The 16,625-nt window shown below is 53.6% G+C and carries 15 protein-coding genes; 8 read left to right on the top strand and 7 right to left on the bottom strand.

The window, feature by feature from the left end:
* Window positions 1–13 precede the first annotated feature (13 nt).
* The 3 genes from IGQ16_RS07070 to IGQ16_RS07060 are packed head-to-tail and all read left to right on the top strand — an operon-like array spanning window position 14 to window position 3,020.
* Window positions 14–1,822 (top strand): proline--tRNA ligase, encoded by a 1,809-nt coding sequence (locus IGQ16_RS07070; protein ID WP_297060751.1) that lies wholly within the window; start codon window positions 14–16, stop codon window positions 1,820–1,822.
* On the top strand, window positions 1,819–2,448 hold the full coding sequence (locus IGQ16_RS07065) for a methyltransferase domain-containing protein (RefSeq protein WP_297039786.1): 630 nt from the start codon (window positions 1,819–1,821) through the stop codon (window positions 2,446–2,448). The genes IGQ16_RS07070 and IGQ16_RS07065 overlap by 4 nt, the downstream gene beginning before the upstream one ends.
* Window positions 2,448–3,020, top strand: a complete 573-nt coding sequence (locus IGQ16_RS07060) for a hypothetical protein (RefSeq protein WP_297060749.1) — start codon at window positions 2,448–2,450, stop codon at window positions 3,018–3,020. The genes IGQ16_RS07065 and IGQ16_RS07060 overlap by 1 nt, the downstream gene beginning before the upstream one ends.
* Here IGQ16_RS07060 and murA read toward each other — a convergent pair.
* Complete coding sequence (murA, locus tag IGQ16_RS07055; RefSeq protein ID WP_297039791.1) at window positions 2,976–4,295, bottom strand: UDP-N-acetylglucosamine 1-carboxyvinyltransferase; 1,320 nt, start codon at window positions 4,293–4,295, stop codon at window positions 2,976–2,978. The genes IGQ16_RS07060 and murA overlap by 45 nt on opposite strands.
* A 112-nt stretch (window positions 4,296–4,407) precedes the next feature.
* On the opposite strand from murA, the gene IGQ16_RS07050 reads away from it, so the two are divergent.
* The 4 genes from IGQ16_RS07050 to aroB all read left to right on the top strand — a co-directional run bounded on the left by IGQ16_RS07050 (window position 4,408) and on the right by aroB (window position 10,079).
* Entirely contained in the window at window positions 4,408–4,839 is a 432-nt protein-coding gene (locus tag IGQ16_RS07050) for a hypothetical protein (protein WP_024125702.1), read from the top strand.
* 163 nt (window positions 4,840–5,002) lie between these two features.
* A complete protein-coding gene (locus IGQ16_RS07045; protein ID WP_024125703.1) occupies window positions 5,003–7,588 on the top strand; it encodes a glycogen/starch/alpha-glucan phosphorylase in 2,586 nt (861 codons plus the stop codon).
* A 71-nt stretch (window positions 7,589–7,659) separates the two neighbouring features.
* Window positions 7,660–8,925 carry an AmpG family muropeptide MFS transporter gene (locus IGQ16_RS07040; RefSeq protein ID WP_297039797.1) on the top strand — a complete coding sequence of 422 codons (1,266 nt, stop codon included), beginning with the start codon at window positions 7,660–7,662 and terminating at the stop codon, window positions 8,923–8,925.
* Between the two features lie 47 nt (window positions 8,926–8,972).
* Window positions 8,973–10,079, top strand: coding sequence for a 3-dehydroquinate synthase (gene aroB / locus IGQ16_RS07035; protein WP_297060747.1), 1,107 nt, complete (start codon window positions 8,973–8,975; stop codon window positions 10,077–10,079).
* Here the strand turns inward: aroB and IGQ16_RS07030 are convergent.
* Window positions 10,076–10,318 (bottom strand): hypothetical protein, encoded by a 243-nt coding sequence (locus tag IGQ16_RS07030; RefSeq protein WP_024125706.1) that lies wholly within the window; start codon window positions 10,316–10,318, stop codon window positions 10,076–10,078. The genes aroB and IGQ16_RS07030 overlap by 4 nt on opposite strands.
* Before the next feature lie 260 nt (window positions 10,319–10,578).
* Here IGQ16_RS07030 and IGQ16_RS07025 point away from each other — a divergent pair, with 260 nt between their 5' ends.
* Window positions 10,579–11,013, top strand: coding sequence for a hypothetical protein (locus IGQ16_RS07025; protein ID WP_297060744.1), 435 nt, complete (start codon window positions 10,579–10,581; stop codon window positions 11,011–11,013).
* On the opposite strand, the gene nusB is transcribed toward IGQ16_RS07025, so the two are convergent.
* From nusB to dnaK, 5 genes are read right to left on the bottom strand one after another with little or no spacing between them, the layout of a single operon-like run.
* Window positions 10,992–11,630: a transcription antitermination factor NusB gene (gene nusB, locus IGQ16_RS07020; protein WP_024125708.1), complete on the bottom strand. Its 639-nt coding sequence runs from the start codon at window positions 11,628–11,630 to the stop codon at window positions 10,992–10,994. The genes IGQ16_RS07025 and nusB overlap by 22 nt on opposite strands.
* Before the next feature lie 23 nt (window positions 11,631–11,653).
* Window positions 11,654–12,325, bottom strand: a complete 672-nt coding sequence (locus IGQ16_RS07015) for a DUF502 domain-containing protein (protein ID WP_297060742.1) — start codon at window positions 12,323–12,325, stop codon at window positions 11,654–11,656.
* 33 nt (window positions 12,326–12,358) lie between these two features.
* A complete protein-coding gene (locus IGQ16_RS07010) occupies window positions 12,359–13,468 on the bottom strand; it encodes a tetratricopeptide repeat protein (RefSeq protein WP_297060740.1) in 1,110 nt (369 codons plus the stop codon).
* Between the two features lie 42 nt (window positions 13,469–13,510).
* Window positions 13,511–14,632 (bottom strand): molecular chaperone DnaJ, encoded by a 1,122-nt coding sequence (dnaJ, locus tag IGQ16_RS07005; protein ID WP_024125711.1) that lies wholly within the window; start codon window positions 14,630–14,632, stop codon window positions 13,511–13,513.
* A gap of 17 nt (window positions 14,633–14,649) precedes the next feature.
* Complete coding sequence (gene dnaK / locus IGQ16_RS07000; protein ID WP_297060810.1) at window positions 14,650–16,605, bottom strand: molecular chaperone DnaK; 1,956 nt, start codon at window positions 16,603–16,605, stop codon at window positions 14,650–14,652.
* Window positions 16,606–16,625: the final 20 nt, after the last annotated feature.

The raw sequence follows: 16,625 nt of genomic DNA, 5'->3' as shown, positions 1-16,625 counted from the left end.
CGATAGCCCAGGTATGCGCCTCTCCCAAATGCTCTTTGTTACCCTCCGCGATGATCCAGCGGAAGCAGAAATTCCCAGCCACAAATTATTGCTGCGGGCGGGATATATTCGGCGGATTGCCAGTGGCATCTATAGCTATCTGCCTTTGATGTGGCGAGTGTTGCAAAAAGTGAGTGCAATTGTTCGTGAAGAAATGAACCGCAGTGGCGCCTTGGAATGTTTGCTGCCGCAATTGCAACCTGCTGAACTGTGGCAAGAATCGGGTCGTTGGGACACCTATACCAAAGCCGAAGGGATTATGTTTTCCCTCACCGATCGCGCTGAGCGGCAGTTGGGACTGGGGCCTACCCATGAGGAGGTGATCACTGCCCTCGCCAAGGACTTGATTCGCTCCTATCGTCAGTTGCCCGTGCACCTGTACCAAATTCAAACGAAATTTCGCGATGAGATTCGCCCGCGATTTGGCCTAATGCGGGGACGGGAATTCATTATGAAGGACGGCTACTCCTTCCATGCCGATGTGGCTAGTCTCAAGGAAACCTACCAGGTGATGTACGACACCTATAGTCGTATTCTGCAGCGCTGTGGCCTGAGGTTTCGAGCCGTGGAGGCCGATTCGGGTGCGATTGGCGGATCGGGTTCCCATGAGTTTATGGTACTGGCTGCCGCCGGCGAAGATGAGGTGCTCTATACGGCTGACGGCCAATATGCTGCCAATGTGGAAAAGGCCGTCTCGCTCCCCCCTGACGCAGTGCCGACAACCTACAAAAAGGTGGCGACGCTGGATACCCCCAATGCAGCGACGATTGATGCCCTGGTTGAGCAGTTGCAGTGCCATCCTACGCAAATTGTGAAAAATGTCCTCTATCGAGCAGTCTTCGATAATGGGCGAGTGGGTCTTGTGCTGGTGAGTATTCGCGGCGATCAAGAGGTGAACAGCGTCAAGCTGCACAACACCCTCACTTCCCTTGCGCCCAACTACGGGGCAACAAAACTGCTGGATCTGCGGCTGGCAGATGCCAATACAGCCCAAGAGTGGGCAGCCACCCCCATTCCCTTTGGTTACATTGGCCCTGATTTAGAAGATGCCGTTATTAAGGCCGATTCCCAAATTATTCCCCAGTGGATTCGCATTGCCGATCGCACCGTGGTGGAGTTAAAGCGATTTATTACGGGAGCCAATCGCGATCAACAGCATCGGGTGGGGGTGAACTGGGGCAAATCCTGTCCCTTGCCAGCAATTATTGCCGATGTTCGCAAAGCCCAGGCGGGCGATCGCGCCTGCCATGATCCAACGCAGCACCTAGAAACGGCACGGGGCATTGAAATTGGCCATATTTTCCAGTTGGGCACCAAGTATTCTGAGGCAATGAAGGCCACCTACACCAATGAGCAGGGGGAAGAGGTGCCTCTGGTGATGGGTTGCTACGGCATCGGCGTTTCCCGCTTGGCACAGGCGGCGGTGGAGCAGCACCACGACGCCCAAGGGATTATCTGGCCGCTGGCGATCGCCCCCTATCAGGTGATTATTGTTGTGCCCAACATTGAGGATGCGCAGCAAATGCAGGCGGCCACTGATCTTTACGAGCAGCTTCAGGCGGCAGGGATTGAGGTGCTCCTCGACGATCGCGATGAGCGGGCAGGGGTGAAATTCAAAGATGCGGATTTGATTGGCATTCCCTATCGACTGGTGACAGGACGGGCGATCGCCCATGGGGAAGTGGAACTCATCATCCGGGCAACAGGGGCGAAATCCACCCTCCCCTTAACCGAGGTTGTTCGTTATCTTCAAAAGGAGATTGCTCAGCAGTTAGCCCCATGATTCTCAATCCCCACCAGCGGACGAAATTGGACAGCCGTAGTGATGACCTCTTTTATGCAGCACCGCGCTTTGTCACCCATGTGGATGATTTCTTTCTGGCCCGCCTTACGGATCTCTACCGTCAATACTTGCAGCCGCAGATGCGAGTCTTGGACCTAATGAGTAGTTGGGTCTCCCATCTGCCGCCAGAGCTATCCTTTCAGGAAGTGGTGGGGCATGGGATGAATGCGGCGGAGCTAGCCCGCAACCCCCGGCTGGATCGTTATTTTGTTCAGAATCTCAATGAAGAGTTGGCCTTACCCCTAGAGGATGCCAGTTTTAATGCCGTGTTGATGGCGGTGTCGGTGCAGTACCTCCAATATCCTGAGGCAACTTTTACGGAAATTGCCCGCATCCTTAAGCCCCAAGGGGTAGTTATTGTCAGCTTCTCGAATCGCATGTTTTTTGAAAAAGCGATTCGGGCGTGGCGTGAGGGTAACGAGGGCGATCGCGTGCAGTTGGTGCAAACCTATATCAACAGCATTCCTGCCCTCAAGGTGATTGAAACGCATCTGCCTCGCCCTTGGTCTTGGCTGGGATTTATCGATCCCTTCTATGCTGTCGTTGGTCAAAAACAACCTGTGTAATGGTCAGAGGTGGGGTCTATGAGCAGTTTCGCGGCGCCCTCCTTGGACTCCTATGGGGGCTCGCTAAAGAGAAGGGCAATTTAGCGCAGACATTGCCCCACCAATGGTTAGCCCCTGACCAAGGGGAGTGGCCAGTTCAGCTGCCACAGTTGTTGGCATCATGGGATCAACCTTTGGTTTCAGTCCCCGAAGGGGTGCAGGAGATTCAGACCCTGCTCCATGAGTACCTAGAAGCAGCTTGGGCACCTGAGCCTTTGCCTGTCCCCCCCCAGAGAGGAGACATGCTCCGCTATGCCTTGGCGATCGCCCCTTGGGACTTAGAACTGGCCCATCAAATTGTCAGCAAACACCAACCCAGTGCTGCTTTGCTCTTAAGCTGTCTTTTTGGTGCCTATTGGGGGGCATTGGCCCTACCCCTAGGTGCTTGGGAGTATTGGACGCCCACCGTGGCTGAAGTGCTCAGGAAGGTGATGGCGCAATGGACAGGGGGGATGGGAAACGAGATCGTGATTGCCCCCAAGGCCGGCCTACAAAACTGGAGAAGGAACTGTACTGGGAACATAGCGCTCTAGCTGTGCGCCCAAACCCCGCAATTTGGCTTCGATTTGCCAGTAGCCCCGATCTAAGTGCTGCAAGCCATAGACGTGGGTTTCGCCGTGGGCAGCCAGTCCAGCAACAACTAAAGCCGCTGTGGCGCGCAAATCCGTACCTGTTACCGGTGCACCGGAAAGATGGGGCACCCCGCGAATGGCAGCGTGATTCCCCTTGACGCGAATATCGGCACCCATGCGATTCAGTTCAGCCACATGGCCAAAGCGATTTTCAAACACGGTTTCACTGACTAAACTATTGCCCTCACTGATCGCCAGCAACGTCATCATCAGCGCCTGCATATCCGTGGGAAAGCCGGGGTAGGGGAGCGTTTCAATGTCGGTGGCACGATAGCACTGGGCAGGGGTGAAGCAGGCACGGGTGGGATCGGGAAATTCAATCTTCGCTCCCATCTCTTCGAGTTTGGCAACCACAGGGGTCAGGTGGCTGGGAATCACAGGTGCAAGAGTAATGGCCGAGCGGGTGACAGCAGCTGCCAACAGAAATGTACCCGCTTCAATGCGATCGGGGATGATTTCGTATTCAGTGCCGTGGAGGCGATCCACCCCAACAATCGTGATCGAATTGGTGCCGGCGCCATAGATTTTGGCCCCCATCGTGATACAGAAGTTGGCCAAATCCACCACTTCGGGTTCTTGGGCAGCATTTTCAATCGTGGTTTCCCCCTCGGCAAGGGTGGCGGCCATCATTAATGTTTCGGTGGCACCGACGCTGGGATAGTCCAAGTAAATCCGTGTTCCTTTAAGTTTGGCCGCACTGGCGGTGACAACCCCATGATCGATCGTAACTTCGGCACCCATTGCTTGCAGACCACGCACATGCAGTTCCACCGGACGGGCACCAATGGCGCACCCCCCTGGCAAGGGGACGCGGGCAACACCCAACCGCGCCACCAAAGGACCAATGACAAAAAAACTTGCCCGCAGTTGGCTGACTAGGGTATAGGGGGGATCGTTGGTATTTAGTGCTGTGGCATCAATGGCGATCGCCTCACTCCCAAAGCGTTGTACCTTGACCCCCAATGATTGTAGAATTTCCCCCAGGCGGCGAATATCTGCTAGATCAGGCACGGCACGGAGAATCGTTGTATCCGCTGCTAGGAGTGCCCCCGCCATCAAGACTAATGCTGAATTCTTGGCTCCGCTAATCCTCACCTCACCCGCTAACCGATAGCCCCCCTGAATCTTGAGATGTGCCTGCTCTGTGGTCAGCGGCGTTGTGGTCAAGGCTAGCATATTTCACTCTCACAGCCAAAAGAATTCCAAGCGATTATATCCTATCAGTGCGAATTTTATGCAAAGATCAGTAGGGGAAAGACGGTTGTTGTGCCAGTAATTTCATCCTTTGATGGAACCCCAAAATCTCAGCGATTTACTGCGGCAAGAGGTCGCTAAGCAGCGTCCAGCCTCCAGCAAGCGGAGTCGTCATCAGCCCACCAAGGCAGAACTAGAGCAAGAACTGGCCACCCTCAAAGCAGCCTTAGCAGCCGTAGAAGCTGAGAAAACTGCTCACAGCGCCCAGATAGAACAACTGCAACAGGAATTACAAAGGTGGCGCGATCGCGCCCAAGCGCTCGACACCGCGCTTCAGGAACTCCAAACCCGCCATCAAGCCCTAGAAGCCAAATTTGAAGAGGCCAAGGCAGTCATTCGCCAACTCACTGCCCCTCAGCCCTACCGTTTTGAGGAGGTGGGATTTAAGCCCCTTGTCAATGAAATTCCTACCCCCAATCCCAATGCCTCTTCCCTTGGGGATGCGGAAATTGGTTGGTTTGACTAGGGATTGTCCAAGCCCTTCGGGGACCCTTTGAGAAGATTAAAAAAATGTAAAGGCGGATAAATCAATTATTAAAATTCCCGCAGTGGTAATCTAATGTACATTTCACAAATCTGTATTAGCCTTAAGTTAAGTTATTTCCGATTCCTGCAGAGCCACAGTTTTCATGAATAATCCCGACACTCCTAACGGTTATCCTGTTCATTCGGTTTCCCACACCCACCCTACTGCCAACGACGAACACTGCGATTTGTATATCGAGAGCGATCGCACAGGGATGACAGTGCAAACCCTGAAGCGCGCCTTTGTTGATAATCTCCACTACATCCAGGGCAAGGATGCCATGTTTGCCACGCCCTACGATTACTTCATGGCCCTGGCCTACACGGTGCGCGATCGCCTGCTGCATCGGCGGATTAAAACCGCCCAAACCTATTTTGAGCAGGATGCCAAGGTGGTCTATTACCTGTCGGCAGAGTTTCTCATTGGTCGCTTGCTCCTGAACAACCTGATTAACGTCGGCCTCTACGAGCAAACGAAACAGGCAATGGCCGATTTTGGCCTTGACCTCAATGAACTGATGGAGCGCGAACCGGAACCGGGGCTAGGCAATGGCGGTTTAGGACGCTTGGCGGCTTGTTTCCTCGACTCTCTCGCGACCCTTGAAATTCCCGCTGTTGGCTACGGCATTCGCTACGAGTTTGGCATTTTCGAGCAAATTATCACCAATGGCTGGCAGCACGAAGTCCCCGACAACTGGTTGCGCTTTGGCAACCCTTGGGAGATTGCCCGTCCGGATTACAACGTTGAAGTTAAGTTTGGCGGTCACACTGAAGCCTACACCGATGCCCAAGGGCACTACCGTGTCCGTTGGATCCCCAGCACTACCGTTTTTGGCACGCCCTACGATACGCCAATTCCCGGCTATGGCAAAAATACGGTGAATACGCTCCGTCTGTGGAGTGCCCGTGCAGCCCAAGACTTCAACCTTCAGGTGTTTAACGCGGGGGACTACACCCAAGCAGTCTCTGAAAAAACCTTTAGTGAGAACATCTCGAAGGTCCTCTACCCCAACGACAACACCCCCCAGGGGAAAGAATTGCGGCTGCGGCAACAGTATTTCTTTGTCGCCTGTTCGTTGCAGGACATTATCCGCCTCTACTTGCGTCGGCACACTAGCTTTGATGCCTTCCCCGACAAGGTGGCCATTCAGCTCAATGATACCCACCCCGCCATTGCTGTGGCTGAACTGATGCGATTGCTGGTGGATGAGTACCAACTGACGTGGGAAAAAGCGTGGCACATCACCCAGCGCACTTTTGCCTATACCAACCACACGCTGCTGGCGGAAGCCCTTGAACGCTGGTCGGTGGATCTCTTTGGTCAACTGCTACCACGCCACTTGGAAATCATTTACGAGATTAACTACCGCTTTCTAAATGAGGTTCGCCTGCGCTACCCTGGCAATACCGCGCGGTTGGCACGGATGTCCCTGATTGAGGAAGGTTATCCCAAGCAGGTGCGCATGGCACATCTGGCCTGTGTTGGCAGCCATACGGTCAATGGAGTGGCAGAACTGCACACAGAGCTGATCAAACAGGAGCTGATGCGGGACTTCTATGAGATGTACCCAAACAAGTTCCAGAACAAAACCAATGGCATTACCCCCCGCCGTTGGCTCCTGATGAGTAATCCCCGCTTGGCCAGTCTGATTACCGAAACGCTGCAGAGCGATCGCTGGATTACCCACCTTGACGACCTGCGCGGCCTAGAACCCTACGCGACCGATCCTGCTTTTCAGGCGAAGTGGCAACAAATCAAACAAGCCAACAAAGAGCGCTTGGCGGAGTACATCTGGCGCAACAACCAAATCGAGGTGGATCCCTACTCCCTCTTTGACATTCAAATTAAGCGCATCCACGAGTACAAACGTCAACATTTGGCTGTCCTCCACATCATTACGCTCTACGAACAAATTAAGGCCAACCCCAGCATTGACATTCAACCGCGCACATTTATTTTTGGCGGCAAGGCAGCTCCCGGCTACTTCATGGCCAAGATGATCATCAAGCTGATCAATTCTGTGGCCGATATGGTCAACCACGACAGCGATGTGAATGGTCGCCTCAAAGTGGTGTTCCTCAGCAACTACTCCGTCTCCCTGGGTGAAATGGTCTATCCCGCTGCCGATCTTTCGGAGCAGATCTCTACCGCTGGGAAAGAGGCCTCTGGCACTGGGAATATGAAGTTTGCTCTCAATGGCGCCCTGACAATTGGGACGCTGGATGGTGCAAATGTGGAAATCCGCCAAGAGGTGGGGGCAGAGAACTTTTTCCTTTTTGGTCTGACAGCGCAAGAGGTGATGAGCCTGAAAGCGGAAGGCTACAATCCCCGCGAGTACTACAACAGCAACCCAATGCTCAAGAAGGTAATTGACAGCCTGATTTCCAACTACTTCAATCCACGTGAGCCGGGGCTATTTGAACCGATTGTCAGTTCCCTGCTCAATGAGGATCCATATATGCTCTTGGCGGACTACCAATCCTATGTGGACTGTCAACAGCGGGCAGCCCAAGCCTTCCGCAATAAGAGCCACTGGACACAGATGTCTATTCTCAATGTGGCGCGCATGGGCAAATTCTCCAGCGATCGCACGATTGCCGAGTACTGCAAGGAGATTTGGCACGTTGAACCTGTTCCTGTTTCCCTGGACACGTGCCGGCCTGCTTTTCGCCCTAGCCGCATCAGTTAGGTCAGTGGTCTTTAGGTCACTGCCGCTTTTGCTCTACACTAGGGCAAGTCTCAAGCAGTGGAACGAAATGAATGGCGGGAATCGGCGCAGTCCTACGGGTTTTTCAAAGTCGCAAAATGGCGGCACTGCTCTTGTTAGGTTTTTCGTCAGGGTTGCCGCTGTTTCTCACCAGCCGAACGCTGCAAGCATGGATGACCGTTGAGGGCATTGACTTGACGGCCATTGGCCTCTTTAGCCTTGTGGGGTTGCCCTACTCCCTGAAGTTTCTCTGGTCCCCCTTGCTGGATCGCTATAGGATTCCCTTTTTGGGACGGCGGCGGGGCTGGTTACTACTGATTCAGGTGCTCCTGTTGGGGGCGATCGCCCTGATGGCGGTGCAGGATCCCAGAGGGAGCCTGCAGCTGTTGGCGATAAATGCCTTCGCCATTGCCTTCTTGAGCGCCAGTCAAGATATTGCTGTGGATGCCTACCGTGCCGATGTCCTCGAACCCCTTGAAATGGGAGCAGGTGCGGGTATTTATGTCCTTGGCTATCGCATTGCGCTTTTGGTCACCGGTTCCCTAGCCTTGATCCTTGCGGATCAACTGCCCTGGCCAGTGGTTTACGCCCTGATGGCGCTGCTAATGGTGGTGGGCATGGTCACTACTTTTTGGGCACCGGAACCAGAGGTGCATCCCCCGGCTCCGCCGTCATTGGCACAGGCAGTCACTCGACCCTTCCTTGATTTTTTCCAGCGCTACGGCTGGGGAACGGGGCTGATTATTTTGCTCTTTATCTGCCTCTATCGCTTGGGGGATGCCCTCACGGGCAATATGATGACCCCTTTCCTGTTGCAGCAGGGCTTTAGCCAAACCCAAATTGGCGCCGTACAAGGGGGGGTGGGGCTGATTGCCACCATCGTTGGCGCCCTTGTCGGGGGAGCGGCCATCAGTCAAATTGGTATTCACCGTGCCCTGTGGATTATGGGGGGATTGCAAGCTTCTAGCAATATCTCCTACTTTATTTTGGCCAATGCCGGTGCCAATCCAACAGTGATGGTGGCTGCCATTAGTGTTGATAACTTCTGTGCAGGGCTGGCGATCGCTGCTCTAACGGCTCTTTTAATGAGTCTTTGCAACCCCCAATTTAGTGCAACACAGTATGCGCTGCTCTCCAGTCTCTTTGCTTTTAGTCGGGATATCCTGGCGGCCCCTGCGGGTAAAGCGGCGGAAATGATGGGGTGGCCACTCTTTTTTCTCTTTACAATTGGCGCTGCCCTACCAGCCCTGCTGCTTTTGCCATTTTTTGCGCCTTGGCAAGCGAGGCCAGCCTTTCCCCGCCCCGGCAGTGACGATTGAAAATACATTGAAAATACTCAGTGTCGATGTCCCCCGCAAATCCTACAATGACAAGACTGATTCCCGTTCCCCTTGGTGAGCACTCCTACTGGATTGCCATTGGTGCCAACACCCGGCGGCAGTTGCCTGCCCTTTTGGCCGCATATACGCCCTTGACCCCGAAAGCACCTGCCCTCATCGTTTCTAATCCACAAATTTGGCGGCACTACGGCACGGATGTGCAAGAGGCATTAACGCAAGGGGGCTGGCAGGTTACCCCCTGTATCCTACCGGCGGGGGAACGCTACAAAACCCTCAGAACTGTTGAAAAGATTTATGATGCTGCCCTGACTCAGCGTTTAGAGCGGGGTTCCACCCTCTTTGCCCTTGGCGGTGGCGTCATTGGCGACATGACTGGTTTTGCGGCAGCGACATGGCTGCGGGGAATTGCTGTGGTTCAGATTCCCACCAGTTTGTTGGCGATGGTGGATGCGGCCATTGGCGGCAAAACAGGGGTAAACCATCCCCAAGGCAAAAATCTCATTGGTGCCTTTCATCAACCCCGTCTTGTGGTCATTGATCCCGATGTTTTGGCAACCCTGCCCCCGCGAGAATTTCGTGCGGGTATGGCAGAGGTGATTAAGTACGGCGTCATTTGGGATGCTGAGCTATTTCATTTGCTGAGTCAGTTGCCGCGCTTGGATCGCATGGGTGCTCTGCCCTCTGAGCAGTTGCTCCAAGTCCTGCAGCGTTCCTGCCAAGCGAAGGTGGATGTGGTTAGCAAGGATGAGCGGGAAGCGGGGCTGCGTGCCATTTTGAATTATGGGCATACGATTGGCCATGCCCTTGAAAGTATGGGCAACTATCGTCTTTTGAACCACGGCGAGGCGGTGGCCATTGGTATGATTGCCGCTGGGGAACTGGCTGTGGCGTTGGGGTATTGGTCCGCAGAAGCCGCCGCTGCCCAACGGGCACTGATTCTCAAAGCAAAGCTGCCAACAACGATCCCCGCCCACTTTGATGTGGAGGGACTACTGGCACTCCTACAGCACGACAAGAAGGTGCAGGCGCAAAATGTACGGTTTATTCTCCCCACCGCCATTGGCCATGGGGAAATTTGCGATCGGGTACCGGCAGAACTGATTCGAGAGACGCTCCATCGCCTGCAAGCTTAGCTAGCGGGTGGGGTATCTAGCAAACATTTTTTGCTGGCTTTTAATTCTTTCCAGAGATTTTTAATTTGCTTATAGGCTTCCTGAGGGGAGAGTTTGCCGCTGTTTTCGAGGCTGGCAATGTAGCTCACGCGGGTCGCAAATTCCTGCAAGTTGGCATCAAATAAAAAGTTTTCAGGTGTAAACTCACCGCGGTAACGGCTGTGGGGATATAAAAATTCGTATTTTTCGTATTTATCCATTGCTCATCTATCCTTTGCCCGCAGGCGTTAACCTATTTTTAACCTTATTTTAACCAATTTTCCCTGGAGTCACTGTAACTGCCGTAACAAAACTGTGATCTCCCTGAGGGTAAGACGGGGTTTTGTTAACAAGTATTAGCAGAAAATTAAGCATTATTAACTTTGATTGATTAAATAAAGAAGACTTATCACACTACATAAGGGAGGCGTGATCCCTAGCGATCGCCAGATATAGATACTGTGATTGAGGAAATAGATAGATGATGCACGGACTCTCCTTGGCGCCCCGTTATCGCTTAGATGATGTTGATCCTTGGCTTTTGGGAATTGATCCCAGCCGTCATTATTGGCTGCAAGTCAATGGAGATCCCCAGCAGCGGGTGGCCATTCCAGGAGTCTGCGTCCAGAGCATCTCTGAGCTGCGGGAGATCATGGCGGCGGTGCGATCGCTCCAACCGGGGCAGCAGTTGCAAATTCAGCGGGCGGCCACCTGCTTAGAAATTCACTGTGTCGCTGAAAATCTGCTGGCGATCGCTCACCCTGTTGACGGTGCCCCCGTTTGGCATCTTTTTGATCGCGAAACCCTCGAAAGTTTAGTCATGAGTGCCCATCCCCACTGGCAATGCCGGCCTGAGGACGTGGAGTTGGGGCGGCAGCAATTGTGGCAGTCCTTTCAGTTACCGGTGGCTGCCTGAGCCGTGTTAAGGGCTTCGCTAATCCGCCGCAGCACGCCATTGATAAAGCGGTGGCTGCCCTCATCGCTATAGCGTTTGGCCAGTTCAATGGCCTCGTTAATTGCCACCTGCTTAGCGACTTCAAGGTAACGCATTTCGACGACAGCAATTTCAATAATGGCACGATCTAGCTGCGTCAGCCGCTCCAATTGCCAATCCACCATTGAGCGATTTACCAGTTCTTCAATCTCTGTTTGGTATCGCTGTAAACAGCGGAGGATGGCGATCGCGTAGGCCTGAACTTCCTCCTGATGGGCAAAGTAGAGGATCTCAGGTAAATCCAAAGCAGTGCCTATTTTGTTCAAGCCCTTTTCCGCCCGCTGAAGGGCATCCTGAAGCACCATCTGTGCCTTTTCGAGGTGGGGCAACAGGAGTTCACTGTGGCGGAGCAGTCGTTGACTTTCACTAAGTTCGGTGCCCGCCTGTTCGAGGGTATCGCGCACATCACTCGCCAGCGTACGTACGGCCATCAAGATCAAACTGCGGCAGTCGCTTTCATCCAGCAGTTTTGGTTGGCGTAACACTTGAGCCCCACTCAGCAAAGCCAATTCACGAGCAACACGACGAGCAGTAATCATGGGTTAATCCTCAAAAAAAGTTCTTAGGGTACTAGAGCAGTGGTGGGGGGCAACGTCGAAGTTGGCACCGTTCCCGGTGTAACAATCCCTCCAGAAATAATTAGCTTAAAGGCGTCCTCGATCGAAATATCCAAATCTCGCACCTCCTGCTCACTGGCAATCACATACCAACCGGTGGTGGGGTTAGGGGAGGAGGGGATAAATAGACTCAACATTGGCTCGGAAAAGACCGTTTGCAATGAACCATTAACTGTGCCAGTGACAAAGGCCACGGCCCACAAGCCCGGACGTGGGTATTCTACGAGCACCACACGGCGAAAGCGATCGCGCGAGTCCCGCAGAATCGTCTCTAGGAGTTGTTGCAGCACTTTATAGGTTGTGCCCGCCAAGGGAATGCGCTGGAGAATGCTCTCACCGGTGTTCAATAGCCACTGGCCAAAGATATTGCGCGCCATCAAGCCAATGAGCAAGATGCCTGTTAAGGGCACAACAATCCCCACGGCTACATTGAGCAAATCCACCAGCAGGGGGTGCCAGGTTTTGAAAGGGTTCACTCGCTTGGGAATACGGGTGAGGAGATCCAGGACCCAACTGGAAACAGAAATCGATAGCCAAATCGTCGTTGCTAGCGGGATCACCACCAGCAGACCGGCAATGAGATCGTTTTTAATTGCTTGTTGGAGTCGGTGCAGCACAGATACTCGCACGAGCAGACTTCTGTTTCTAGCTTAGCGGTTGCTGCCACTGCGGGCACGGTGAAAGGCTAGACTGCTGTAGAGCATGAAGGCGGCATCCCAAGGACTGTCCTCACGGCGAAAGAGGTTAAGGTGGGGGGGAATTTTACTCAGGAGTTCTGTAAAGTCCAAGGCGGTTTCTGCAAAGCTGGTGAAGTCTTGCCAGACGGGGCGATCGCCACAGTGCTGCTGCCAAAGACTCGATAACTGCCGCCACTTTGCCCATGAGGTATGTTGATCCAAATCCAACTCACGCTGGATCACCTCGGCCCCGTGACTCAGGGGAATCCCTTGGTGAAACTGGTAACCGCCGCGATAAAAGCGCAGGATTTGATTTTGCTGCAACAGGTGGAGATCACAGCACTGGGCATGATCCTGAATTTGTTGTTTGCGCGTGACTTTCCCTTGGCGATCGCGATCGAACACCTGCTCAAAAATCGGCAGCAACCCCTCCACTCGCTGGCTCACCTGTGACCAAGTAAACGTAAACTCCACTGGCGCGGATGATAGGGAAGTGGTACACACCACACGCGGCTGTGGCTCTAAGGCCGCAAAATAACGCACCTGCAAGACGGGGGTGGCTGTCAGCGCCTCAAAGGGGACACAAAAGAGGGTAAACCCCTGCTGCTTTAGTTCTTGGCAATAAACGGTGAGTTCCGCAAAGTTGCCCGTGCGGATCAAACGCCAGCCCCGCGACGGGATCAAAAGACGCGCCGTATAGGCATCAATCTTAAACATGGTGGCCAAAAGGCGGGCAAGAATTACCCGCTGCTCCGGGGCAGCCACCCCTTCGAGGATCAGAACACCCTGCTGCTCTACCCCCACCACAGCATGGGTTTCTAAAATGGCCTGCTGCCGCTGCTGTTGGCGAATTTGCTCAATTTTTTCGAGGCCGCGCCGTGCCATTTGCATCAGCTTGGGGCCACAGTTTAGCCGCAGTAATTGGCAAAAGTCTGACTCAGCCTCCTCTAGCCGGTTTGTCTTGAGATAGAGTTGGCCTCGGCATAGAAGTAGACGCGCATCCCCCGGCGGCAAAGTGGCCAGCAATTTTTCTGCTTGCTGGAAATTTCCTTGATCCAAGGCTGTCAAAACCTCAGTCAGCATGGCCAGCGCCCCCAAATTTTTTTCTATTTTAGGCAATACTGCCTAACCACCAAATAGACTGCCGAGGAAGCCCTCTAAGCCGCCTTTGCCCAGGCGCTCGCCGCGAATTTTCGCCAACTTCTCCAGCAGTTCTCGCTCCTCATGGGTGATATGGGTGGGAATTTCGACATCAACGGTAATTAGGTGATCGCCCCGCGCCACGGGATTGCCCACCCGGGGAACACCGCGACCTTCTAGGACTAACACCGTGCCGGGTTGGGTACCTGCGGGAATTTTAAGTTCTGCCTCCCCATCCACGGTGCTGACGGGAATCCGACAGCCCAGAATCGCTTGCAGGTAGCTAATTTTAATCCGCGACAGGATGTTGTTACCTTCGCGCTGAAACTCAGGATCAGGTTGAACAAAAAGGTAGACGTAAAGATCGCCGGGGGGCCCTCCCCGCAAACCGGCATCCCCTTCACCTGAGACCCGCAACCGGGTGCCGTTGTCCACCCCAGCGGGAATGGTAATTTTTAGCTTTTTGCTGACTTGGATATGGCCTTGGCCGCCACAGGACTCACAGCGATCTTCAATCACCACACCGGAACCGCCACAGGTTGGACAGGTGGTTAGCTGGGTAAAACTGCCAAAGGGGGTTCGTGCCGATCGCCGCACTTGACCAATCCCACCACAGGTACTACAGGTAACTGGTCGTGTGCCGGGCTTTGCCCCTGTGCCTTGACAGGTTTTACAGGTTTCCAAATGGTTAATGCGAATTTCCTTTTCACCGCCAAAAACGGCTTCGCGAAATTCCAGTTTCAGGTCATAGCGTAGATCATCACCTCGAGTGGGTCCTTGCTGCCGCCGACTGCCAGTGGCAAACCCCCCAAAGAAGGTTTCAAAAATATCGGCGAAGCCACCCATATCGCCAATACCAAAGTCACTAAAGCCAGCAGCTCCGACACCACTCACGCCGGCTTCGCCAAAGCGATCGTAGTTGGCTCGCGCTTGGGGATCCGAGAGCACCTCGTAGGCGCGGTTGATTTCCTTGAATTTTTCTTCAGCGCCCGGTTCTTTGTTGACATCGGGGTGATACTTGCGAGCCAAGCGCCGATAGGCTCGTTTTAATTCTTCAGCATCCGCAGACCGTGAGACACCTAAGATCTCATAGAAATCACGAGCCATAGCCACCGTTACCTAAATTAATCAACCGCTTCATAATCTGAAACAACTGTTTCTTCATTATCGCTGATTATTGTGGCCTCGCTATCTAAAACTTGAGTCGCTTGGGAACTCATCGTAGCTCCCCCCATTGTTGGGATTGAGGTCATCATTGAACCGCCTGCTGTCTGTTGATATACCACGCTCCCCAAGGTCACCAAGGCCTGCTGCAGGGCTTCCATGCGCTTGCGAATTTCATCGGGGGTAATGTTGTCATCCACCATTGCGGCCTGCATACTCTGAACCACTGGCTCAATGCGTGCCCGCAGATCTGGGGTCAGGGTAATGCCATGGTTTTTGATTGTTGATTCATAGCTGTAGAGCAGGGCATCAGCTTGGTTGCGCAGTTCGGCAATCTCTTTCTTGAGTTGGTCTGCTTGGGCATAAATTTGTGCTTCTTGGCGCATGCGCTCGATTTCCATGCTGCTGAGGCCACCGCGATTGGTGATGCGCACACTTTGCTGGCGGCCCGTGGCGCGATCAACGGCCGACACACTCAGGATACCGTTGGCATCAATATCAAACGTAACATCAATTTGCGGCACTCCCCGAGGGGCGGGGGCAATCCCCGTGAGTTCAAAGCAGGCCAGTTGTTTATTGTCCTTAGCAATGGGGCGCTCCCCTTGGTAGACGGCAATTTCAACTACAGTTTGGCCATCGCTAGCGGTGGAAAAGGTTTGAGTTTTGCTTGTGGGGAGGGTAGTGTTACGTTCGATAATTTTTGTAAAGACACCGCCTAGGGTTTCCAGCCCCAAAGAGAGGGGCGTGACATCCAGCAGCAGGAGATCTTTAACGGTCGTTTCTTTGCCAAGAATCCCCCCTTGAATGGCTGCACCTATGGCAACTGCTTCATCGGGATTAACAGAGCGATCGGGATTTTTGCCACAGAATTGCTTCACCAACTCCTGAATAGCGGGAATACGGGTAGAACCACCGACGAGTAATACGCGGTCAATGTCTTTAACTGTAAGGCCGGCATCGGCGATCGCCTGCTCCATGGGTTCAAGGGTTGCCTGTACCAAGTGGGCGCAGAGTTCCTCAAATTTACTGCGGGTAAGTTCTATTTCAAGGTGCTTAGGCCCCGTTTCATCAGCAGTAATGAAGGGCAGGTTAATGGAAGTGCTCAGGGTGCCCGATAGCTCCACTTTTGCTTTTTCGGCAGCTTCGCGGAGGCGTTGCAGTGCCATTTTGTCTTTGGAGAGATCGATTCCCTCCTGCTCCCTGAAGCAGGCCAGGAGCCAATCAAGAATACATTCGTCAAAGTTGTCGCCCCCGAGGTGATTGTTGCCAGCTGTGGAGCGCACCTCAAAGACCCCATCCCCCAGTTGTAGAATCGAGACATCAAAGGTGCCACCGCCCAAGTCAAAAACCAGAATGGTTTGATCTTGATCCTGCTTGTCAATGCCGTAGGCCAAGGAGGCGGCGGTGGGTTCGTTGATAATTCGCAGCACCTCAAGGCCGGCGATCGCCCCCGCATCTTTAGTCGCTTGGCGCTGCGCATCACTAAAGTAGGCTGGCACAGTAATTACGGCCTGGGTCACGGCTTCCCCTAGATAGGCTTCCGCGTCCTGCTTCAGCTTTTGCAGAATCATGGCGGAAATTTCTTGGGGGGTATAGGTGCGATCGCGAATCTGCACATCCACCATGCCATCGCGGCCCGGCACACAGGTATAAGGGACACGGGCACGTTCCTCGGCGGTTTCCTCCCAGCGACGACCAATAAACCGCTTGATACTAAAAATGGTGTTTTCGGCATTGGTGACGGCTTGCCGCTTAGCCAGTTGACCCACCAGCCGTTCGCCCGACTTGCCAAAGGCAACAATACTGGGGGTGGTGCGCCCACCCTCTGCACTGGGGATCACGACGGGATTCCCCCCTTCTAAGACTGCCACACAACTATTTGTGGTTCCCAGGTCGATGCCAATGATTTTACCCATAGCCGTAATCGCCGTTTCCA

Source organism: Thermosynechococcus sp. M3746_W2019_013 (assembly GCF_015296045.1).
Classification (GTDB): Bacteria; Cyanobacteriota; Cyanobacteriia; order Thermosynechococcales; family Thermosynechococcaceae; genus Thermosynechococcus.
Note: the sequence above shows the minus strand (reverse complement) of the source record. Positions and strands in the feature narration are given on the sequence as shown.